Raw genomic sequence first — 17,965 nt, forward strand, 5'->3', positions numbered from 1 at the left:
TGAAATATTAGGTTTATTATTTGATTTTTTTGTTTTTTAGTCATTAAACAAACTTCGAAAAATGTTATTTAAGAGTCAGAAATAGTTCGTATATCAACTAATAACGTTTTTATCCTATATATACTCTTCAGTATATATAGGATAACCTCTTAATTCTTCCCACATATGCTGAAGGCCTCCCTTCCATCATGGCTGCACCCATTTTCGAATATTAGTAATACTTACTTACAAATTAAAATCTTTAATTTTATTTAATTATAATTTATGAGTATACTTATTGTAATAATATTTTGAATATTCATAATAGTGGCTGCTTAAATGCTTCTACGTGAGTAAAAGGGGGGATCATTTAATGAGTTATAATTTAGACGAAAATCTGAAAAGAAGTGCAAGTAATTTCCCAGACAGTATCGCTTATATCTATAGAGATAAAAGTGTTACTTATAAAGAACTAAATCAGCAAGTAGATCGATTGGCTGCTGGTTTGTCTGCCCGGGGAATCGGGAAGGGAGATGGAGTGGCTCTTTTATTAGGAAATAGCCCTGAATTTCTCATTACGTACTACGGCATTTTACGAATAGGTGCATTTGTTGTTCCGATGAATCCTTTGTATACCAAAGAGGAAATCAACTACATTTTAGACGATAGTCAAGCTAAAGCGGTTATTGCGCACATATCGGTAGAACCGAAGTTATCAGAAGTAAGGGAACAATTGAAAAATCTAAAGCTAGTCATTTATACAGATGCCGAGGATCAGGAATGTACATGGGAGCATCTGATGGAAACAAGCAATAATGTTTGCCTAAGCTCTTTCAAAGTTTGCCTAAGCCCTTTCATTGATCAGGAGGACCTTGCAGTCATTTTATACACATCAGGAACAACAGGGAAACCAAAGGGTGCGATGTTATCGCATCGGAATTTGGCTTCGAATGCTGACGCCATTTCAGAATTAATTGAACTCCATGATAAAGATTGTGTAGTATCTGTTCTACCAATGTTTCATGTTTTCTGTATGACTATTTGTTTGAATGCGCCAATTGCTTGCGGGGCAACTGTCCTGATTATACCTAAATTCAGCCCTCTTGATGTGGTCCGTACCATTCGAGAAAAAAAGGCAACAGTGTTTGCAGGAGTTCCTACGATGTACAATTTTATCTTTCAATTTCCTGAATCCACTGCGGAAGATTTCTCATCCATTCGCTTGTGTATCTCTGGCGGTGCCTCGATTCCGGTCGAGCTGCTACAAAAATTTGAAAATAAGTACAACGTTTTTATCTTGGAAGGGTATGGGCTTTCGGAAACTTCTCCTCTCGTTGCTATTAATCCTTTAAATGGAACCCGCAAGCCAGGATCTATCGGTCTAGACATACCAGGCGTCAAGAGCAAAATTGTCAATGTGCAAGGAGAAGAATTGCCAAGAGGAGAAGTCGGAGAATTAGTAGTTCAAGGGCCAAATGTAATGAATGGATACTTGAGGATGCCGAAAGCTACATCAGCTGCCTTTATAGATGGATGGTTTTACACTGGTGATCTAGCAACAATGGATGAAGAAGGATACATCTACATCGTTGATCGAAAGAAGGACATGATTATTGTTGGTGGATACAATGTATATCCTCGTGAAGTGGAGGAAGTTCTGTATCAACATCCTGCTGTTATAGAGGCGGCCGTAATCGGAGTTTCTGATGGAGAATACGGAGAAAACGTAAAAGCTTATGTCGTAGTTAATGATGAGCAGATCACCATGAATGACATTATTCGATTCTGTCAGGATAAGCTGGTGAAGTACAAGCTTCCTAAACAAGTGGAATTTTCTAAAGAGTTACCTAAGAACTCAACAGGGAAAATTTTGCGCAGAGAGTTAAGACAATTGCTTGAAGTTAAGTAAGAAACTAACCATATTATTGAAGGAGGATTATGTATGTCATCTATTTTAAAGGAAAAAGTTCAAGAACCAGTAGCGTGGAAAGGTATTGATTTAGATAAAGATGATTCATGGGTATATTATTTGTCCGAGAAAGCGATCACATCTCTTGAAAGCGCTTTATTTTGTGTTAAACAAAAGGGGTTAAAAGCACCTGGTTTTAACAAGGAGGACTTCCCGATTCCGGATCTCTCTGACGAAATTGCTTACTTTGTTGACGAACTAGAGAATGGGAGGGGGTTCCTATTAATTCGTGGATTACCAATGGACAGATATACGGATGAAGAAGCGAGCATCATTTACTGGGGTCTCGGACTTCACATGGGTATTCCGGTATCGCAAAACGCAAATGGTGACCTCTTAGGGCACGTCATTGATCAAGGTCTTAGCTTAGAAAATTCAAATGTACGCGGTTACCAAACGAAACTCCATCTTCCTTTTCACGCAGATGGATCTGATGTCGTCGGATTATTAAGCCTTCGAAAAGGGAAATCTGGGGGGTTTAGTAGTATCGTAAGTTCCATGGCTGTTTATAATGAAATTCTTGAGAAGTACCCAGAGTATATTGGAATTCTCTGTTGTCCATTCATCTTTGATCGTCGTGGTGAGGAAGCGCCAGGTGAATCTCCGGTATTTACATCACCAATTTTTAGTTATTATGATGGCAAATTGAGCTGCAGATATGTCCGTACATTTATAGAATCAGCACAAGCGAAAACAGGAATCCATTTGTCAAAAGTTGAAATTGAAGCGTTAGACATACTGGATTCCCTCCTTCATGATGAAAAAATGCATTTTAATATGATGTTGGAGCCAGGTGATATGCAATTCGTCAATAATTATACTGTCCTTCACTCACGTACTCAATACGAAGACTATGAAGAACCGGAACGCAAACGTCATTTACTAAGATTGTGGCTCACGATGCCAAATGGCCGAGAAATTGCAACTGATTTCGCGATGTTTATTGATGAAAAAACAGGTAAAGCGGGTCGCGGCGGTATTCCCGTACGTGGAAAAACGGCTGGTGGTATTATAGAAAACTTGAAGTAATTGGGCTTAAACCTGAAAGACTTATACAGTTGATTCATGTGATGGGGAGCACCTTTTCAGATTTCAGGAAAAGGTTTTCCCTTGATGGTCAAATTAAGGGGGATTTATACATTGAGCACTCCAAAATATTCTTGGATTATATTATTATTTCTAGTTGCTTCTGGTATGATCAACCAAGTTGATAAAATTGTCATTGGATTGGTTTCCGTTCCCCTAATGAAAGAGTTACATTTAAGTCCTTCACAATGGGGATTGGTGGGAAGCTCCTTCTTTTGGTTTTTTACCTTTTCCTCTATCATTCTTGGCGGCATGGCTGATTCCAAAAACACGAGAAAAATGTTAACTTGGATGTCACTTATATGGTTGATTGTTCAATTTGCTACACCTTTTGTTTCTAGTTTGTCTTTGCTAGTGTTTACAAGAATGATCTTGGGAGCAGGCGAAGGTCCAGCTCCAGCTCTATCAACGGCTATCATGGGAAAATGGTTCCCGAAACATAGACATGGTATAGGTTTTGGTGCTGTTCTGTTAGGAACAACAGGCGGATCAGCGATTGCTTCGCCACTATTAATCTCCTTAATCGATCAATATGGATGGAGATCTGCTTTTATAGCCATGGGGATTGTTGGACTTATTGTACTCATTTTATGGATCATTTTCGGTAAAGAAAGTCCACAAGAAATTGGATTGTCTTCATTTCATCAAGAGGAGCAACATTCATCAACTCTTTCTAAGGTTTCTTGGCGTCAGTTTCTTCCGCATCTGTTGTCTAAAAATTTTGTTTTTACCGTTTTATGTGGAGGTTGTGCCTATTGGCTATTGTCTGTTCAAGCGATATGGTTTCCAGCATACTTTACTAAAGTTCAACATTTTGATGGTCAAACATTAAAATTAGCTGTGTCGTTACCTTTTCTTTTTGCTGCCATTAGCCAAATTGGATTTTCTATGCTATCAGATCGGATTTATCGCAAAACTGGGGATATTCGTAAAGCACGAATAAATCTTGCCGGTTCCATGATGGTGCTATCTGCACTTTGTGTATATATGGCAAATACTGTGAACTCAACTGCTATATCCATCCTGTTTTTCACTCTTGCTCCAGGTTTTGCGTATGTCATTCTTTCACTCGCACCCGCAATATTGATGGATTTTTTTTCTCCCAAAAACATCGGAAAAGCACAAGGGACGTTCATTGCTCTTTCAAGTTCAACAAGTATTATTGCCCCGCTCGTATTTGGGTATTTCATCCAATATGCAGCGACTGAGGCAATGGGATATCGTTATGGGTTTCAAGTAACTTCTTTGGGTATGTTCGTTATCGGATTATTATTTTGGATCGTTGTTCGCCCCGCAAAGCAAAGCAATACAACAATAAAAGCAGAGGAGCAAGTGAGTATTTAAAAGATATACAGCATGTTAGGGGATAGTTATAACTTCAACGAAGGATATTCTCAGTTAGTGAATATAACAAATTGAGGAAAGATGACCATAATTAAGTTCATTAATCATTTGATCAATGAATCTATTACTTAGTTCTTTTGAAAGAGTTAGTTTGTGAGATTGGATGACGGTATATATTAATACAACTTAATTATAAATTAAAAATAACAATTTTATTTCATTTATAATTATAAGTATACTAAAGGAAAGAAAATTCAAAATATTCAGTCATAAAACTTATGTAGACGCTATTAATGTTTTCGGAGATAGCGAGAGGTCCGGGCCCAAGAGCGATTAAGATGTTTCGCTTTTCTTCATTCTTAACGCTAAAAAATTCGGTCATATCAAGTAAGAAAATAACCAAATGAATAAAGGAGGAATATTTATGTCAGTCATTATAAAGGAAAAAATTCAAGGGCGTGCAGCATGGAAAGGTATTGAACTAGCTAAAGATGATTCATGGATTTATTATTTGTCCGAAAAAACGATTGCTGCTCTTGATAAGGCATTATTACATGTTCAGCAAAAGGGATTAAAAGCACCAGATTTTAAAAAGGAGGATTTCCCAATTCCTGATCTTGCTGACGAAATCAAATACTTTGTCGACGAACTGGAGAATGGGAGAGGTTTTCTATTGATTCGCGGATTGCCAATGGAACAGTATACTGACGAAGAAGCAAGCATCATTTACTGGGGTCTCGGACTTTACTTGGGACTGCCAATCATCCAAAGCAAAAATGGGGACCTCTTAGGACATATCAAAAACATAGGTAAAGACTTTAATGATAATACAAAAGTAAGAGGTTACCAAACAAATGTGCATCTTGACTATCACACAGATCTTGCTGATGTGGTCGGATTACTATGTCTTCGCAAAGCGAAATCTGGTGGTTTAAGCAGTATCGCTAGTGCAATGTCTATCTATAATGAAATTCTGGAGAAGCACCCAGAGTACCTTGAAATTCTTTATCGTCCATTTGCCCATGATCTTCGTGGGGAAGAAGCACTAGGTCAATCTCCGGTAGTTCAATCACCAATATTTAGCTATTACGATGGTAAATTGAGCTGCAGATATATGCGCCAGTATGTCGAATCAGCACAAATGAAAACAGGTATCTCTTTGTCGAAAGAGGAAATCGAAGCATTTGATTTTATAGATTCCCTTACTCATGATAAAAACTTTCATATTGATATGATGATGGAACCAGGTGATATGCAATTCGTTAATAATTATGCGGTTTATCATTCACGTACATTATTTGAAGATTATGAAGAAGATGACCGCAAACGTCATTTATTAAGATTGTGGCTCATGATGCCAAATGGCCGAAAAATTGCCCCGGATTTCGAGTTTTATATCGGAGGAGCCCCTGTAATTAGATAAAAAGCTGGTGGTGACGTTAATCACCAATGTCTCTTATATCAAGTTGTATGGTGATTTTATTCATCGAAATAAGGTGAATAAAATCACCATTGTATGTTTTTTTATGATGAAGTGAATGTGAGCGTTTCAGGATCGAAATCAAGGTTTAAGAAATAGCCGAGTTAATTTTAAAATAAATTGAAGTGAGGATGATGTTTCATGGCAAATTTAGATCTGCAAGCAGAAAAATATTTACAAGCATATAATCAGATGCCGCCTATTCACGAGATGGATCCTAAGGCAGTAAGAGATATGTTGTCCAATGCACCGCGCCCTGCTGTAAAATTAGATCCAGTTTCAAAGGTAGAGAACTTGATGATACCGGTAAGCAAAGACGAAGAAATCAAATGTAGGGTATACATACCGGAGGGGCAAGGTCCTTTCCCGATATTTATTTACTACCATGGTGGAGGATGGGTTCTAGGAGACATTGAAGTGATGGATGCAAGTTGCCGAATGATAGCAAATAGAACGGTTAGTATTGTTGTATCTGTAAACTATCGTCTTGCTCCAGAGTATAAGTTCCCGACTCCAGTCGAAGACGCATATGCGGCATTGGAATGGGTTTATGAAAAAGGGCCCTCCTTTAACGGAGATGTTACTAGATTGGCAGTCGGAGGGGATAGCTCAGGTGGAAATCTAGCGACAGTAGTAACTATGATGGCGAGAGACAGAAAAGGTCCCGACATCGCTGCACAGGTCTTAATCTACCCTGCGACAAATCTTGAGTTTAATACGGAATCCCATCAAACATTTGCAAAAGGATTTGGTCTGGATCGCGAACAGCTGATTTGGTTCCGTGATCATTATTTAAGGAATGATGAGGACAGGTATAATGAATACGCTGCTCCTTTGGTTGCTGAAGATTTAAGTGGTCTTCCGCCAGCAATCGTGATTACAGCAGAAAATGATGTGCTTCGGGATGAAGGAATGGCTTATGCTGAACGTCTGAAAAAATTTGGTGTGCAAGTTGAATATGCATGTGAGCTTGGTATGATCCACGGCTTTTTTGCACACATGGCTATTTTCTCTAAGAACATTGAATCAACTGTTTCTAAGATTGACAAGTTCTTGAATGCTGCTAAATATACTATAGAGATAGATTGAAATTAAAAAGTTCTAAAAAATGAGCCTCAGCTTTTAGTGAGGCTCGTTTTTTAAATACACTATTATCGGTAATCTACGATACAGTTACAATATCGATCCTAGCTTTTTTAGTAAAAAACGGTTTCTCCAATTCCGCCGGTTACTGAAATGACATCACCAGTAATCGATGCTGCCAAAGGTGAAGCTAGGAAGGTAATGACATTAGCAATTTCTTCTACTGTAATCAAGCGACCGAGTGCATTGAGTGCTGCCATCTGACGCACAGCCTCTTCGTTAGTGACGCGGTTTCTAAACATTTCCGTATCGACAATCCCTGGATAAACAGCATTGACGTTAATTCCGTGCTTTCCTAATTCCAATGATGCGGATTTTGTTAAATGGACAACAGATGCATTACGTGGACCGGAACTAAAATAATTGCCGCCAATTCTAGCAGCCAGACCACTTATATTTATAATACGTCCCCAATTATTTTCTATCATATAAGGAGCTACAGCTCGCATACAACGAAAATAGCCCATATACTTTTCTTCAAAATCTTTCAAAATAAGTTCATCTTTAATACTATTAAAATCCTCTGGCTCAAAGCCGCCAACACGGGCCCCACTGTTGATTAAAATATCAATGCTTCCCATTGCTGCTGCGGATTTTTCAATTAAATTTAGGATAGAGTCAGGATCAGTGGTATCTGCCACAATTGGATAAATATTTCTGCCTGTTTCTTGAGCTAATTCCTCTGCAGCGATTTTTAGTGAGGATTCGTTTCTTGAACAAATCGTACAATCTACACCTTCTAGAGCCAATTGGCGAGCAGTAGCTTTACCAATTCCTCGGCTTCCTCCAACAATCAGTGCTTTTTTTCCAGATAACTTTAAGTCCATAGTTCAACCTCCTGTTTTGATTTAACCGTAAAAGACCAAACTTGAAAGTCAATTTTCGGAATATTAAATCATTTCTATTTTTGATTCTACAGATAAATTATAATTAAATAAAATTAAAAATTTTAATTTGTAATTAAGTACTACTAATATAAAATAAAAAAAACTATTTTGTAAATAAAATAGGCCCGATACCTTAGTAAAATGTATGGGTCTTTTATTTTTCTTGTACGATTGAATAGGCTCTTCAAGAGGATAAGCGCACTCCTATTCTCGTTTATCCTGCTATTCGTGGCCACCTCAAGGTTGAGGGAAGCGAAGAAGATAGGGGAGAATAACTGCCCGTAAAAGCCCGATTGGTGAGAGCTTTCCATCAGTGGAAGATAAAGAAAGCCCCCACTTTCACTTTATTGAGGAAAGGAGGAGAGATACATGACAAAATTTGAAGCACTAAATCTGCAGATTTACATATGGATAATCATGTCTAAAAGCGACTCTAACTTTTACTAGTAATGTTATCAGTCTGGGGCCAGAAAATATTTTTAGTTCACTTACTTTCGTGGAATTGAGTAAGTAGGCCGTTTCTTTTGTTTCCTTGAGATTTACAAGTATTAGATTAGAATGATTCTATCTTCACCGGTTTGTACAGCACCGTATGCCTGTGAGCAATTAAAAATTTTTAGTCTTAATTCCTTTTCTAAGTTGGCAATGGGCTGGTTGATCGTGAATTGGGTCATAGGAAGATTCCATGTTACCGTAGATAGAGAGCTGTGTTTTGTGATTTTAACAATATGTTGTAATTGTTTACTGTCCATAACTGTACCCCTTTTTGGATATTAGTAATACTTACTTACACATTAAAATTTTTAATTTTATTTAACTGAAAATTATGAATATAATGAATTAAATAACAATTGACACAGTCGTAATAGTTGTTATTTAAAGCGCTTTCATGCAGATGAAGGAGGGGGATAGCACTTAAAAAGTTATAATTTATCTGACAAAGAATTTGAGAAGGGAGATGGAGTCGCTCTTTTATTAGGTAACAAGCTATCATATTTATGAGAGCACTTTCATCATTAGGAAGGCTTGCAGTAATTCTATACACATTAGGAATAACCGATGAAGCAAAGGCTGCAGTGTTATCTCATCGAAACTTGCACATAAATGACTGATTCTGTCAGGATTAGCTGATTTAGTACAAGCTTCCTAGATAAGTGGAGTTTTTAAAGGAGTTACTTAAGAAAACAAATGAGAAACTTTAAAAGTTGTATTAGAAAAGGAAGGAGGAGTACCTATGCCGTCCATTTTAAAGGAAAAAATTCAAGGAGCAGTAGCGTGGAAAGGTATTGATCTAGTTAAAGATGATTCATGGGTTTATTACTTGTCTGAGAAAACGATCGCATCTCTTGAAAACGCTTTATATCATGTTAAACAAAAGGGTTTAAAAGCACCTCATTTTAAAAAGGCGGATTTTCCAATTCCGGATCTCTCTGACGAAATTACTTATTTTATTGAAGAGCTAGAGGATGGAAGGGGTTTCCTATTAATACGTGGATTACCAATGGAAAGGTATACGGATGAGGAAGCGAGCATCATTTATTGGGGTCTCGGACTTCATCTAGGTATTCCGGTAACGCAAAACGCAAAAGGTGACCTCTTAGGGCATGTCATTGATCAAGGTCTCAACATTAATGATTCAAATGTACGCGGTTACCAAACGAATGCACATCTTCCCTTTCACCCAGATGGATCTGACGTAGTCGGATTATTAAGTCTTCGAAAAGCTAAATCTGGAGGGTTCAGTAGTATCGTAAGTTCTATGGCTGTTTATAATGAAATTCTTGAGAAATACCCAGAGTATCTTGGAATTCTCTATCGTCCATATTTCTTGGATCGGCGTGGTGAGGAAGCACCAGGAGAATCTCCTGTATATTCATCACCAGTTTTTAGTTATTACGAAGGTAAATTGAGCTGCAGATATAATCGCGGATATGTCGAATCAGCACAAGCGAAAACAGGTATCCATTTGTCACAAGTTGAAATTGAAGCATATGACTTAATGGACTCCCTCCTTCATGATGAAAACATGCATATTGATATGATGATGGAACCGGGTGATATGCAATTTGTTAATAATTATACCGTTCTTCATTCACGTACTGTATACGAAGATTATGAAGAACCGGAACACAAACGTCATTTACTAAGATTGTGGCTTACGATGCCAAATGGCCGAGAAATTGCACCTGATTTTGCGATGTTTATTGATGAGAAGACAGGTAAAGCAGGTCGTGGTGGTATTCCCGTACGTGGAAAAACAGCTGGTGGTATTGTAGAAAACTTAAGGTAAGGGGAGATTTTTATATTGAACACCCCAAAATATTCTTGGATAATATTATTATTTCTAGTTGCTTCTGGTATGATCAACCAAGTTGATAAAATTGTCATTGGTTTGGTTTCCGTTCCCGTAATGAAAGAGTTACATTTAAGTCCTTCCCAATGGGGATTGGTGGGAAGTTCCTTCTTTTGGTTCTTCACCTTTTCCTCTATCATTATTGGGGGCATGGCCGATTCCAAAAATACGAAAAAAATGTTAACTTGGATGTCACTGATATGGTTGACTGTTCAATTTGTTACACCTTTTGTTTCCAGTCTGTCCCTGCTAGTGCTTACAAGGATGCTCTTGGGAGCAGGTGAAGGCGCAGCTCCTGCTCTATCAACGGCTATAGTGGGAAAATGGTTCCCAAAACATAGACATGGTATAGGCTTTGGCGCTGTTCTCTGTGGAGCAACAATTGGGCCTGCAATTGCTTCACCATTATTAATCTCCTTGATCAATCAATATGGATGGAGATCTGCTTTTATAGCCATGGGGATTGTTGGACTTATTGTATTAGTTTTATGGGTCATTTTCGGTAAAGACAGTCCACAAGAAATCGGGTTGCCTTCTTTTCATCAAGAGGAGCAGCATTCATCAACCCTCTCTAAGGTTTCTTGGCGTCAGTTTCTTCCGCATCTTTTGTCTAAAAATTTTGTTTTTATCATTTTGTGTGGAGGGTGTGCCTATTGGTTATTGTCTGTTCAAGCGATATGGTTTCCGGCATACTTTACCAAAGTTCAACATTTTGATAATCAAACATTAAAATTAGCTGTGTCGTTACCTTTTCTTTTCGCTGCAATTAGCCAAATTGGATTTTCTATGCTATCAGATTGGATTTACCGCAAAACTGGTGATATTCGTAAAGCACGAGTAAATCTTGCTGGTTCCATGATGGTGCTATCTGCTCTTTGTGTATATTTGGCAAATGCCGTAAATTCAAGTGCTATATCCATCCTGTTCTTCACCCTTGCTCCAGGTTTCGCCTATGTCATTCTTTCACTCGCACCCGCAATATTGATGGACTTTTTTTCTCCCAAAAACATCGGAAAAGCACAAGGGGCCTACGTTGCTCTTGCAAGCTCAACAAGTATTATTGCTCCGCTCGTATTCGGGTATTTTATCCAATATGCAGCGACTGAGGCAACGGGATATCGTTATGGGTTTCAAGTAACTTCTTTAGGTATGTTCGTTATCGGATTATTGTTTTTGATTGTTGTACGTCCCGCGAAGCAAAGTCACACAACAATAAAAGCAGAGGAGCAAGTAAGTATTTAAAAATCATTGATGGATCGAGGAGGGAAAGAAATAAGTAAATATGAAAAGGAGGTTGCATAAATGGATCGTTGTGTATATTGTCATGAAGAATTAGCTATTATGGAGCGAAATCGCAGTGAGTGCTGGAATTGTCAAGAGAGGATGTCCGAGACTTACTCTGACGATCATATTGAAGTAGAAGATGAAGTAAAATAGTTTGTATAACAAAATTTGGAGTTTCGTAGGTAGCAAAAAAGCAGGGAATTCTCTGTTTGAACCAAACTAAAAGAAATATGTAAGAGCTTGTGAATCACCAAATCAATCGGAACGATTTCCCCCTTTATGACAGGGGGATAATTTTTCATTATGAAATCAGGAGCAGGTGTAATAGCCAAACTTTCAATGATGTCTTGCATAACTCCGTCCATATTTATAGTAATTGTTCAATGTTCATGACTGTACTCCTTTTTGAATATTAGTAATACTTACTTACACATTAAAAATTTTAATTTTATTTAATTATAACTTATGAGTATAATCAGTAACATAATATGTTTTAAAAATTTTGAATATTCTTAATTCAGGAGGGGATCTAGAATGTCATCTAAACAATTGTTTGATTTAACAGGACAGACAGCAATGGTTACCGGAGGTGGTAGCGGGTTAGGGCGTGTAATGGCACTGGCGTTGGCTGAGGCCGGAGCAAACGTGGTAGTTTGTTCACGTCGTATAGAGGTTTGCGAAGAAGTTGTGAAAGAAATCGAGGCGTTAGGAAGACAAGCACTTGCCGTATCATTGGATGTAACAGTTCCTGAATCTATCGTTCAAGGTGTGGAGAAAGCAGTTTCTCATTTTGGAAAAATCGAAATTTTAATCAACAGTAGCGGAACAGTTTTTGAAACGCCTGCTACGGATATGCCTTTAGAACAATGGCAATCTATGCTCGATACAAATGTGACAGGAACATTTTTAATGTGTCAGGCTGTAGGAAGACATATGATAGACAACGAATATGGAAAAATCATTAACATTTCTTCTTCAATCGGCTTTAAAGGTACTGACCCAGAAGCTGTAGATTCTGTAGGATATACAACAAGTAAGGGTGCAGTTATGACTTTAACAAAGGATCTTGCAGTTAAGTGGGGGCGCCATGGAGTGCATGTGAATTCCATTGCTCCTGGAGTTTTCACTACTGGAATGAATAACCCAGAAATACCGGGAACACTTGTACATAAGGCTGGCCCGATTATCGCCTCCCAAGTTCCAGTGAGAAGGTTAGGTAGAGACAATGATTTAGTAGGAGCAGTCCTTTATTTTGCTTCAGCAGCTTCTGATTATTGTACAGGACAAATATTGACTCTTGATGGGGGACTTGGCGCTAAGTAACTATCAAGTTGATAGCGTAAATTAATAAAATTTAATTATATGTTAAAAATAATAATTTTACTTAATTGATAATTATAAATATACTGAAAATAATAAATTCGAAATATTCAATTAACTTATTATTGTAAACGTTATCAATATGCGGATTTCAAAAAATTGAAAGAGGGGATAGAAGTGAGTAACGTAAAAAGTGTAAAAGAGGTAACGGCATTCCATGCCAATAATATTTGTCCAGACGATTTGCCTTGGATTCCTTATTTTGGAGATGCAAAATTTAAATTGCTTAAAGCCAACCCGGTGACAGGACAGACGGTTACGCTATTAAAAGTTCCTGCGGCTATGCAGCTTCCCGCTCATTTTCATCCTGGTACAGTTATTGTTTATACCGTCCAAGGTTCTTGGAGATATCTTGAGGATCCTTGGATCTCTAAAGCTGGTGATGTCGTTTATGAACCAGCTGGCTCCTCACATACACCTCAGGCTGTAGGGGATGAAGAAGTTATTACGTTGAATATTGTTGAAGGAACATTAGACTATTTAGGTGAGAATGGAGAAATTATTGCCAGAGATAATTTTGAGTCATTCCTGAAAAAATACCATGACCATTGCGCGGCTGAAGGAATTGAACCTGTAGATGTGACAAAATTTTAAAAGATAGATTCGTAAAAAAGAGAAGCCAGTCGTTCACATGCGACGAAGGTGCTTCTCTTTTTTTCTTTCTTAACTCGTAATAATTTTGGATTTTAGATAATGAATATATTTGTTGGCGAAAGTGGATAAATGTTTATTCTCTGATCGAACCAACCCTAAAGAAATATTTACAGTCCTATGATTCATCAAATCAATCGGAATGATATCACCATTGATGACAGGGGGATAATTTTTCATTACGAAATCAGGAGCAAATGTAATAGCTAAACTTTCAATGATGGCTTGGAGAACCCCGTCCATATTATTTGACGTAAATAGGATTTTTAAGGGCTTATATTTGTTAAAGAAATCTTGAACAAAATACTGCATAAATTCACCGTTATATGTAACGAGAGTTTGATCAAGTATATCATGCGGAGCTATGGTACCAAGAAACGCTAAGGGAGAATGCTTAGAAACATACACTTTCTGTTGCCCTTCAAATAGTGTTTCAAAAGCTATTCCTTCCATGTTTATGTTCAAATCGGCTGAATATGTAATTAGTCCGATGTCGGTCTTATGCTGTCGAATATCTTCAATCACAGCAGATCCACTTTTTTCGGACACCTCCACATTCACATGTGGATATTCTTGTCTAAAAGCGGCTATAGCTTTTACCAGAAACGTCGTCAATCCGGGTAAAGAAGATAATCTTAGTTCCCCCACATCCAAGGAATTGAATGAGTTGGCTGTCTCTTTAATTTCTTCAATTTTTTTCAGTACTTCGTAGGCGAGTTTTAGAATGATTCTACCTTCATCTGTTGGTACAGCACCGTGTCCACGGGAGCGATTAAGAATTTTAATCCCTAACTCCTTTTCTAAGCTGGTAATGGATTGACTGATTGTGGATTGGGTCACATGAAGATTCTGTGCTGCAATAGTCAGAGAACTGTGCTTTGAGACTTCAATAATATATAGTAATTGCTCAATATTCATGACTGTACCCCTTTTTTTGAATATTAGTAATACTTACTTACAAATTAAAATCTTTAATTTTATTTAATTATAATTTATGAGTATAATCAAAACAATAATAATATTTGGAAATTTTAGAATATTCTCGATATAAAGGAGGGTTTAGAATGTCATCAAAACAATTGTTTGATTTAACAGGACAGGAAGAAATAGTTGCTGAAGGTGGTAATAGTTTAGGGCGATTAATGGAAGTTAATGATACTCACATGGGCAGAAGAAGATGCAAACGTTGTAGTATGTTCACGTCGAATAGAGGGTCACGAAAAAGTTGTGAAAGAAATCGAAGTATTAGGGAAACGAGCACTTGTCCTAGCATTGGCGTAACAGATTCTGAATCTGGCGTTTAAGGTGTGAATAAAGCGCTTTCTTATTTCGTAACTGGATAAATAATACATGGGGAGGAGACAGATGTCAACAGAAACGGTTTTAATTACAGGTGCTACAAAAGGAATCGGTTTGGAATTTGCTAAAATTTTCGCAAGCCATAGTTATAACTTGGTTTTAGTGGCCAGAGACGCAACGTTGCTGGAACAACAAGCCGAGAATTTTAAAAAGGATTATGGCATACAAATAAATACTTTTGCCGGCGATTTGAGCAGCTTTACAACGGTAGAGAGCTTGCATCGCCATTTGAAAAACGAGGGAATTGACATCAATATTTTGATTAATAATGCTGGAGCTGGCGGGTTCGGGCTCATGACGGAAATGGATATTCAGAAAGAAATGGAATGTCTGCAGCTCAATATGATTTCGCTTACGTATTTAACTAGACTTTTTACGGATGACATGGTGAAACGAAAGCAAGGAAAAATTTTAAACGTGGCTTCACTAGCGGCCTTTCAGCCAGTTCCACGGATGTCGATGTATGGAGCAAGCAAATCGTACGTCTTATCCTTTTCGGAAGCGATTGCGGAAGAACTGAAAGGAACCGGGGTTCAAGTTTCCGTATTATGTCCTGGCTTTACCAAAACACCGCTCACGCAGCAATTTGCTGGAGCAGGAACGAAAGTGTTTAATAAGAACATGTTGGATCCGCAAATGGTTGCCAAGTGCGGCTTTGAAGGGTTAATGAAGAATAAAAGGGTAATCATCCCGGGCTTTAAAAATAAACTCATGGCTAAATCTGTGGGACTACTGCCAAGGAAATGGGTAACCATCTATACTCGAAAACTTCTCGAGCAAAAAGTGTAAAAAATAACAGACTATGGTATTGTTGGTGATTTATTTTAGGTGGTTCCACTTCTAACGGTAGAATTCAAAAAAATACTTGTAACTCTTAACAGAATCAAGGGAATATCTTTATAAATATATGACAACTAATAAATTATTCAGGTAATAGGAGGAGAAAAGGTGGCCCAAAACTTTAACTTTTATCAAATTTGGAAAGATAATTACTCCCGGTATAGCAACTTTTGGGATGAGCAAGTGACTAAAGAGTTTCCTGCTCAAGGGATAGGACAGATGTTGGAGATGAATCTTCAATTCAAAAAAATGATGAATGACACAACAGAACGTTTTTATGAATTTGTTAATCTACCAACACGGGATGACCTTGCGCATATTTCCTCTCAGATTGTCAATATAGATGCAAAGGTTGATGATTTAGAAGAATTTATACAAGAAACTCAGGATAATCAAGGAGATTCAGCGGAATTGCAACTTGAAATGGTAAATTTAAAAAAGGAAATGAAGAGTCTTGATACTAAACTGAATCAAATTATAACCTTATTAAAATCTCAAAAAGATGTGAGTACAAAAGGTACTGTATAAGTGATACAGAAAAAACAAATCTTTAAGTCTATTACTAATTATATAAGGGGTGAAGTCATGAGTGTTCTTATGACAAAAGAATACGAAGAGTTTATCGGAATGTTAACTGAGGAGTATCAACAGATGTATAGACGTGTAAAAAGTGCAACTCAAGTGTTAACATTGGATGCCGGGCCCAAAGTAGGTCCAACACCGAAGGAAGTTATTTGGACTAGGAATAAAACGAAGCTTTATCGATATATTTCTGATCAACGCAAAAAACATAAAACTCCGATTCTATTGATTTATGCACTGATTAATAAACCATATATTATGGATTTAACAAAGGGTAGCAGTTTAGTAGAATATTTAGTTAATCGTAATTTTGATGTCTATCTCCTTGACTGGGGGACACCCGGCCCCGAAGATAAAAATATGAAATTAGATGATTATATTATGGACTACATCCCACGTGCGGTTCGTAAAGTATTGCGAAAGTCTAAAGCTGATGAGGTGTCCATACTTGGTTACTGCATGGGTGGTACGATAACATCAATATTTGCGGCGCTGCACCCTGAATTGCCGATTCGCAACCTTATTTTTATGACAACTCCTTTTGATTTTGAAGAAACAGGTCTATACGGTGCTATGCTAAATGAACGGTATTTTGATATTGATAAAGTGGTCGAAACACTCGGTAATATTCCACCTGAAATGATTGACATTGGAAACAAATTACTCAAACCGATGGCAAACTTTTATGGGCCATATGTTAGTCTTTTCGATCGTGCTGAAGATGAAAGGTTCGTAAAGAATTTTAAGCTTTTGCAAAAATGGTTAAACGACGGCATTCCATTTCCAGGTGAAGCCTATCATCAGTGGATTAGCGATTTTTATCAAAAAAACAAGCTGATTAAAGGGGAACTGGTTATTCGTGGTCGTCAGGTTAAACTTGAGGCAATCACTGCTAATGTGCTCAACTTATCAGGTGAAATCGATATTATTGCTCAACCACATCAAGTAGAAGCATTGATGAATCACATATCAAGTAAAGATAAACAATATATAAATTTACCTGTTGGACATACGTCTATTGCTTTTGGAAGTAAAGCTTCAAAAATAACTTATCCAACGATTGGAGATTGGCTGGAAGAACGGTCCAGTTAATTGTAAACAATGTTCGAATAAGATAGTCTATATTCTTAACCTGCAGAAGTTGTGAAAAGCTAAATTCTATTAGTTTAGAAGACCTTTAGTCCATAAATCATAATGTAAGTGTTTATTTAGAAGAGATAATCTTAAGAAGAAAGTGAACTCCACAAAGTAAAGATTTTTTCATTTTTCACTTTGAGAGTAACTGTTACTGTAAAATATTAATGAAGGGGTGAAATTATGTGGGTCTGTACTACACACATGAAAGAAACATTACTATTTTTAGAAACCCCCCATGTTAGCAAAGCTTCGTTTCAAATTAAGTGTTCCCTTTGTGATAATCTTGCTACTGCGAAAGTTTATTACACTCACCGAACTTACCATTTTACTAAAAAACAATTCATAGATTCTTTATCAAAATCTCCTTCTAAAAAATCTGGTTAATTAGTTTTAAAAAATATAAATTTACATAAAGTGCAGGTTTTATACTTTTTTTGTGGATATGCATATTTATCTGGAATATGAGCACATTATTTACCAATAAAATGGAG

At 37.2% G+C, this 17,965-nt stretch carries 17 protein-coding genes; 14 read left to right on the plus strand and 3 right to left on the minus strand.

Annotation, left to right across the window (positions count from 1 at the left end):
* Positions 1 to 352: 352 nt before the first annotated feature.
* From ACFQZ1_RS23625 to ACFQZ1_RS23645, 5 genes are all read left to right on the plus strand, one after another.
* Positions 353 to 1,888, plus strand: a complete 1,536-nt coding sequence (locus ACFQZ1_RS23625) for a long-chain-fatty-acid--CoA ligase (RefSeq protein ID WP_377884598.1) — start codon at positions 353 to 355, stop codon at positions 1,886 to 1,888.
* Positions 1,889 to 1,921: 33 nt separating this feature from the next.
* Positions 1,922 to 2,977 carry a TauD/TfdA family dioxygenase gene (locus ACFQZ1_RS23630; protein ID WP_377884599.1) on the plus strand — a complete coding sequence of 352 codons (1,056 nt, stop codon included), beginning with the start codon at positions 1,922 to 1,924 and terminating at the stop codon, positions 2,975 to 2,977.
* Positions 2,978 to 3,088: 111 nt separating this feature from the next.
* Positions 3,089 to 4,378, plus strand: coding sequence for an MFS transporter (locus ACFQZ1_RS23635; RefSeq protein WP_377884600.1), 1,290 nt, complete (start codon positions 3,089 to 3,091; stop codon positions 4,376 to 4,378).
* A gap of 424 nt (positions 4,379 to 4,802) precedes the next feature.
* Positions 4,803 to 5,801: a TauD/TfdA family dioxygenase gene (locus tag ACFQZ1_RS23640; RefSeq protein WP_377884601.1), complete on the plus strand. Its 999-nt coding sequence runs from the start codon at positions 4,803 to 4,805 to the stop codon at positions 5,799 to 5,801.
* A gap of 198 nt (positions 5,802 to 5,999) precedes the next feature.
* Complete coding sequence (locus ACFQZ1_RS23645; protein ID WP_377884602.1) at positions 6,000 to 6,947, plus strand: alpha/beta hydrolase; 948 nt, start codon at positions 6,000 to 6,002, stop codon at positions 6,945 to 6,947.
* 107 nt (positions 6,948 to 7,054) lie between these two features.
* Here the strand turns inward: ACFQZ1_RS23645 and ACFQZ1_RS23650 are convergent, their stop codons facing one another.
* Positions 7,055 to 7,828 carry an SDR family NAD(P)-dependent oxidoreductase gene (locus ACFQZ1_RS23650; RefSeq protein ID WP_377884603.1) on the minus strand — a complete coding sequence of 258 codons (774 nt, stop codon included), beginning with the start codon at positions 7,826 to 7,828 and terminating at the stop codon, positions 7,055 to 7,057.
* Between the two features lie 608 nt (positions 7,829 to 8,436).
* Positions 8,437 to 8,640 (minus strand): hypothetical protein, encoded by a 204-nt coding sequence (locus tag ACFQZ1_RS23655; RefSeq protein ID WP_377884604.1) that lies wholly within the window; start codon positions 8,638 to 8,640, stop codon positions 8,437 to 8,439.
* 482 nt (positions 8,641 to 9,122) lie between these two features.
* Between ACFQZ1_RS23655 and ACFQZ1_RS23660 the strand changes: the two genes are divergently transcribed.
* The 5 genes from ACFQZ1_RS23660 to ACFQZ1_RS23680 all read left to right on the plus strand — a co-directional run bounded on the left by ACFQZ1_RS23660 (position 9,123) and on the right by ACFQZ1_RS23680 (position 13,499).
* Positions 9,123 to 10,178: a TauD/TfdA family dioxygenase gene (locus tag ACFQZ1_RS23660; RefSeq protein WP_377884605.1), complete on the plus strand. Its 1,056-nt coding sequence runs from the start codon at positions 9,123 to 9,125 to the stop codon at positions 10,176 to 10,178.
* Between the two features lie 15 nt (positions 10,179 to 10,193).
* Positions 10,194 to 11,483, plus strand: coding sequence for an MFS transporter (locus tag ACFQZ1_RS23665; RefSeq protein ID WP_377884606.1), 1,290 nt, complete (start codon positions 10,194 to 10,196; stop codon positions 11,481 to 11,483).
* A 60-nt stretch (positions 11,484 to 11,543) separates the two neighbouring features.
* Entirely contained in the window at positions 11,544 to 11,678 is a 135-nt protein-coding gene (locus tag ACFQZ1_RS23670; protein WP_268865323.1) for a hypothetical protein, read from the plus strand.
* A gap of 381 nt (positions 11,679 to 12,059) precedes the next feature.
* A complete protein-coding gene (locus tag ACFQZ1_RS23675; protein WP_377884607.1) occupies positions 12,060 to 12,848 on the plus strand; it encodes an SDR family NAD(P)-dependent oxidoreductase in 789 nt (262 codons plus the stop codon).
* 174 nt (positions 12,849 to 13,022) lie between these two features.
* Positions 13,023 to 13,499 carry a 2,4'-dihydroxyacetophenone dioxygenase family protein gene (locus ACFQZ1_RS23680; RefSeq protein WP_098309852.1) on the plus strand — a complete coding sequence of 159 codons (477 nt, stop codon included), beginning with the start codon at positions 13,023 to 13,025 and terminating at the stop codon, positions 13,497 to 13,499.
* Positions 13,500 to 13,568: 69 nt separating this feature from the next.
* Here the strand turns inward: ACFQZ1_RS23680 and ACFQZ1_RS23685 are convergent, their stop codons facing one another.
* Positions 13,569 to 14,474 carry a LysR family transcriptional regulator gene (locus ACFQZ1_RS23685; RefSeq protein WP_377884608.1) on the minus strand — a complete coding sequence of 302 codons (906 nt, stop codon included), beginning with the start codon at positions 14,472 to 14,474 and terminating at the stop codon, positions 13,569 to 13,571.
* A gap of 234 nt (positions 14,475 to 14,708) precedes the next feature.
* Between ACFQZ1_RS23685 and ACFQZ1_RS23690 the strand changes: the two genes are divergently transcribed.
* The 4 genes from ACFQZ1_RS23690 (at position 14,709) to phaC (ending at position 17,429) form a co-directional block, all read left to right on the plus strand.
* A complete protein-coding gene (locus tag ACFQZ1_RS23690; protein ID WP_377884609.1) occupies positions 14,709 to 14,837 on the plus strand; it encodes a hypothetical protein in 129 nt (42 codons plus the stop codon).
* An 84-nt stretch (positions 14,838 to 14,921) separates the two neighbouring features.
* Entirely contained in the window at positions 14,922 to 15,704 is a 783-nt protein-coding gene (locus ACFQZ1_RS23695) for an SDR family NAD(P)-dependent oxidoreductase (protein ID WP_377884610.1), read from the plus strand.
* Positions 15,705 to 15,863: 159 nt separating this feature from the next.
* Positions 15,864 to 16,283 (plus strand): hypothetical protein, encoded by a 420-nt coding sequence (locus ACFQZ1_RS23700; RefSeq protein ID WP_377884611.1) that lies wholly within the window; start codon positions 15,864 to 15,866, stop codon positions 16,281 to 16,283.
* A gap of 69 nt (positions 16,284 to 16,352) precedes the next feature.
* Entirely contained in the window at positions 16,353 to 17,429 is a 1,077-nt protein-coding gene (gene phaC, locus ACFQZ1_RS23705; RefSeq protein WP_377884967.1) for a class III poly(R)-hydroxyalkanoic acid synthase subunit PhaC, read from the plus strand.
* Positions 17,430 to 17,965 lie beyond the last annotated feature (536 nt).

Origin of the sequence: Bacillus sp. CGMCC 1.60114 (genome assembly GCF_042676365.1) — a bacterium.
GTDB lineage: Bacteria > Bacillota > Bacilli > Bacillales > Bacillaceae_G > Bacillus_A > Bacillus_A rhizoplanae_A.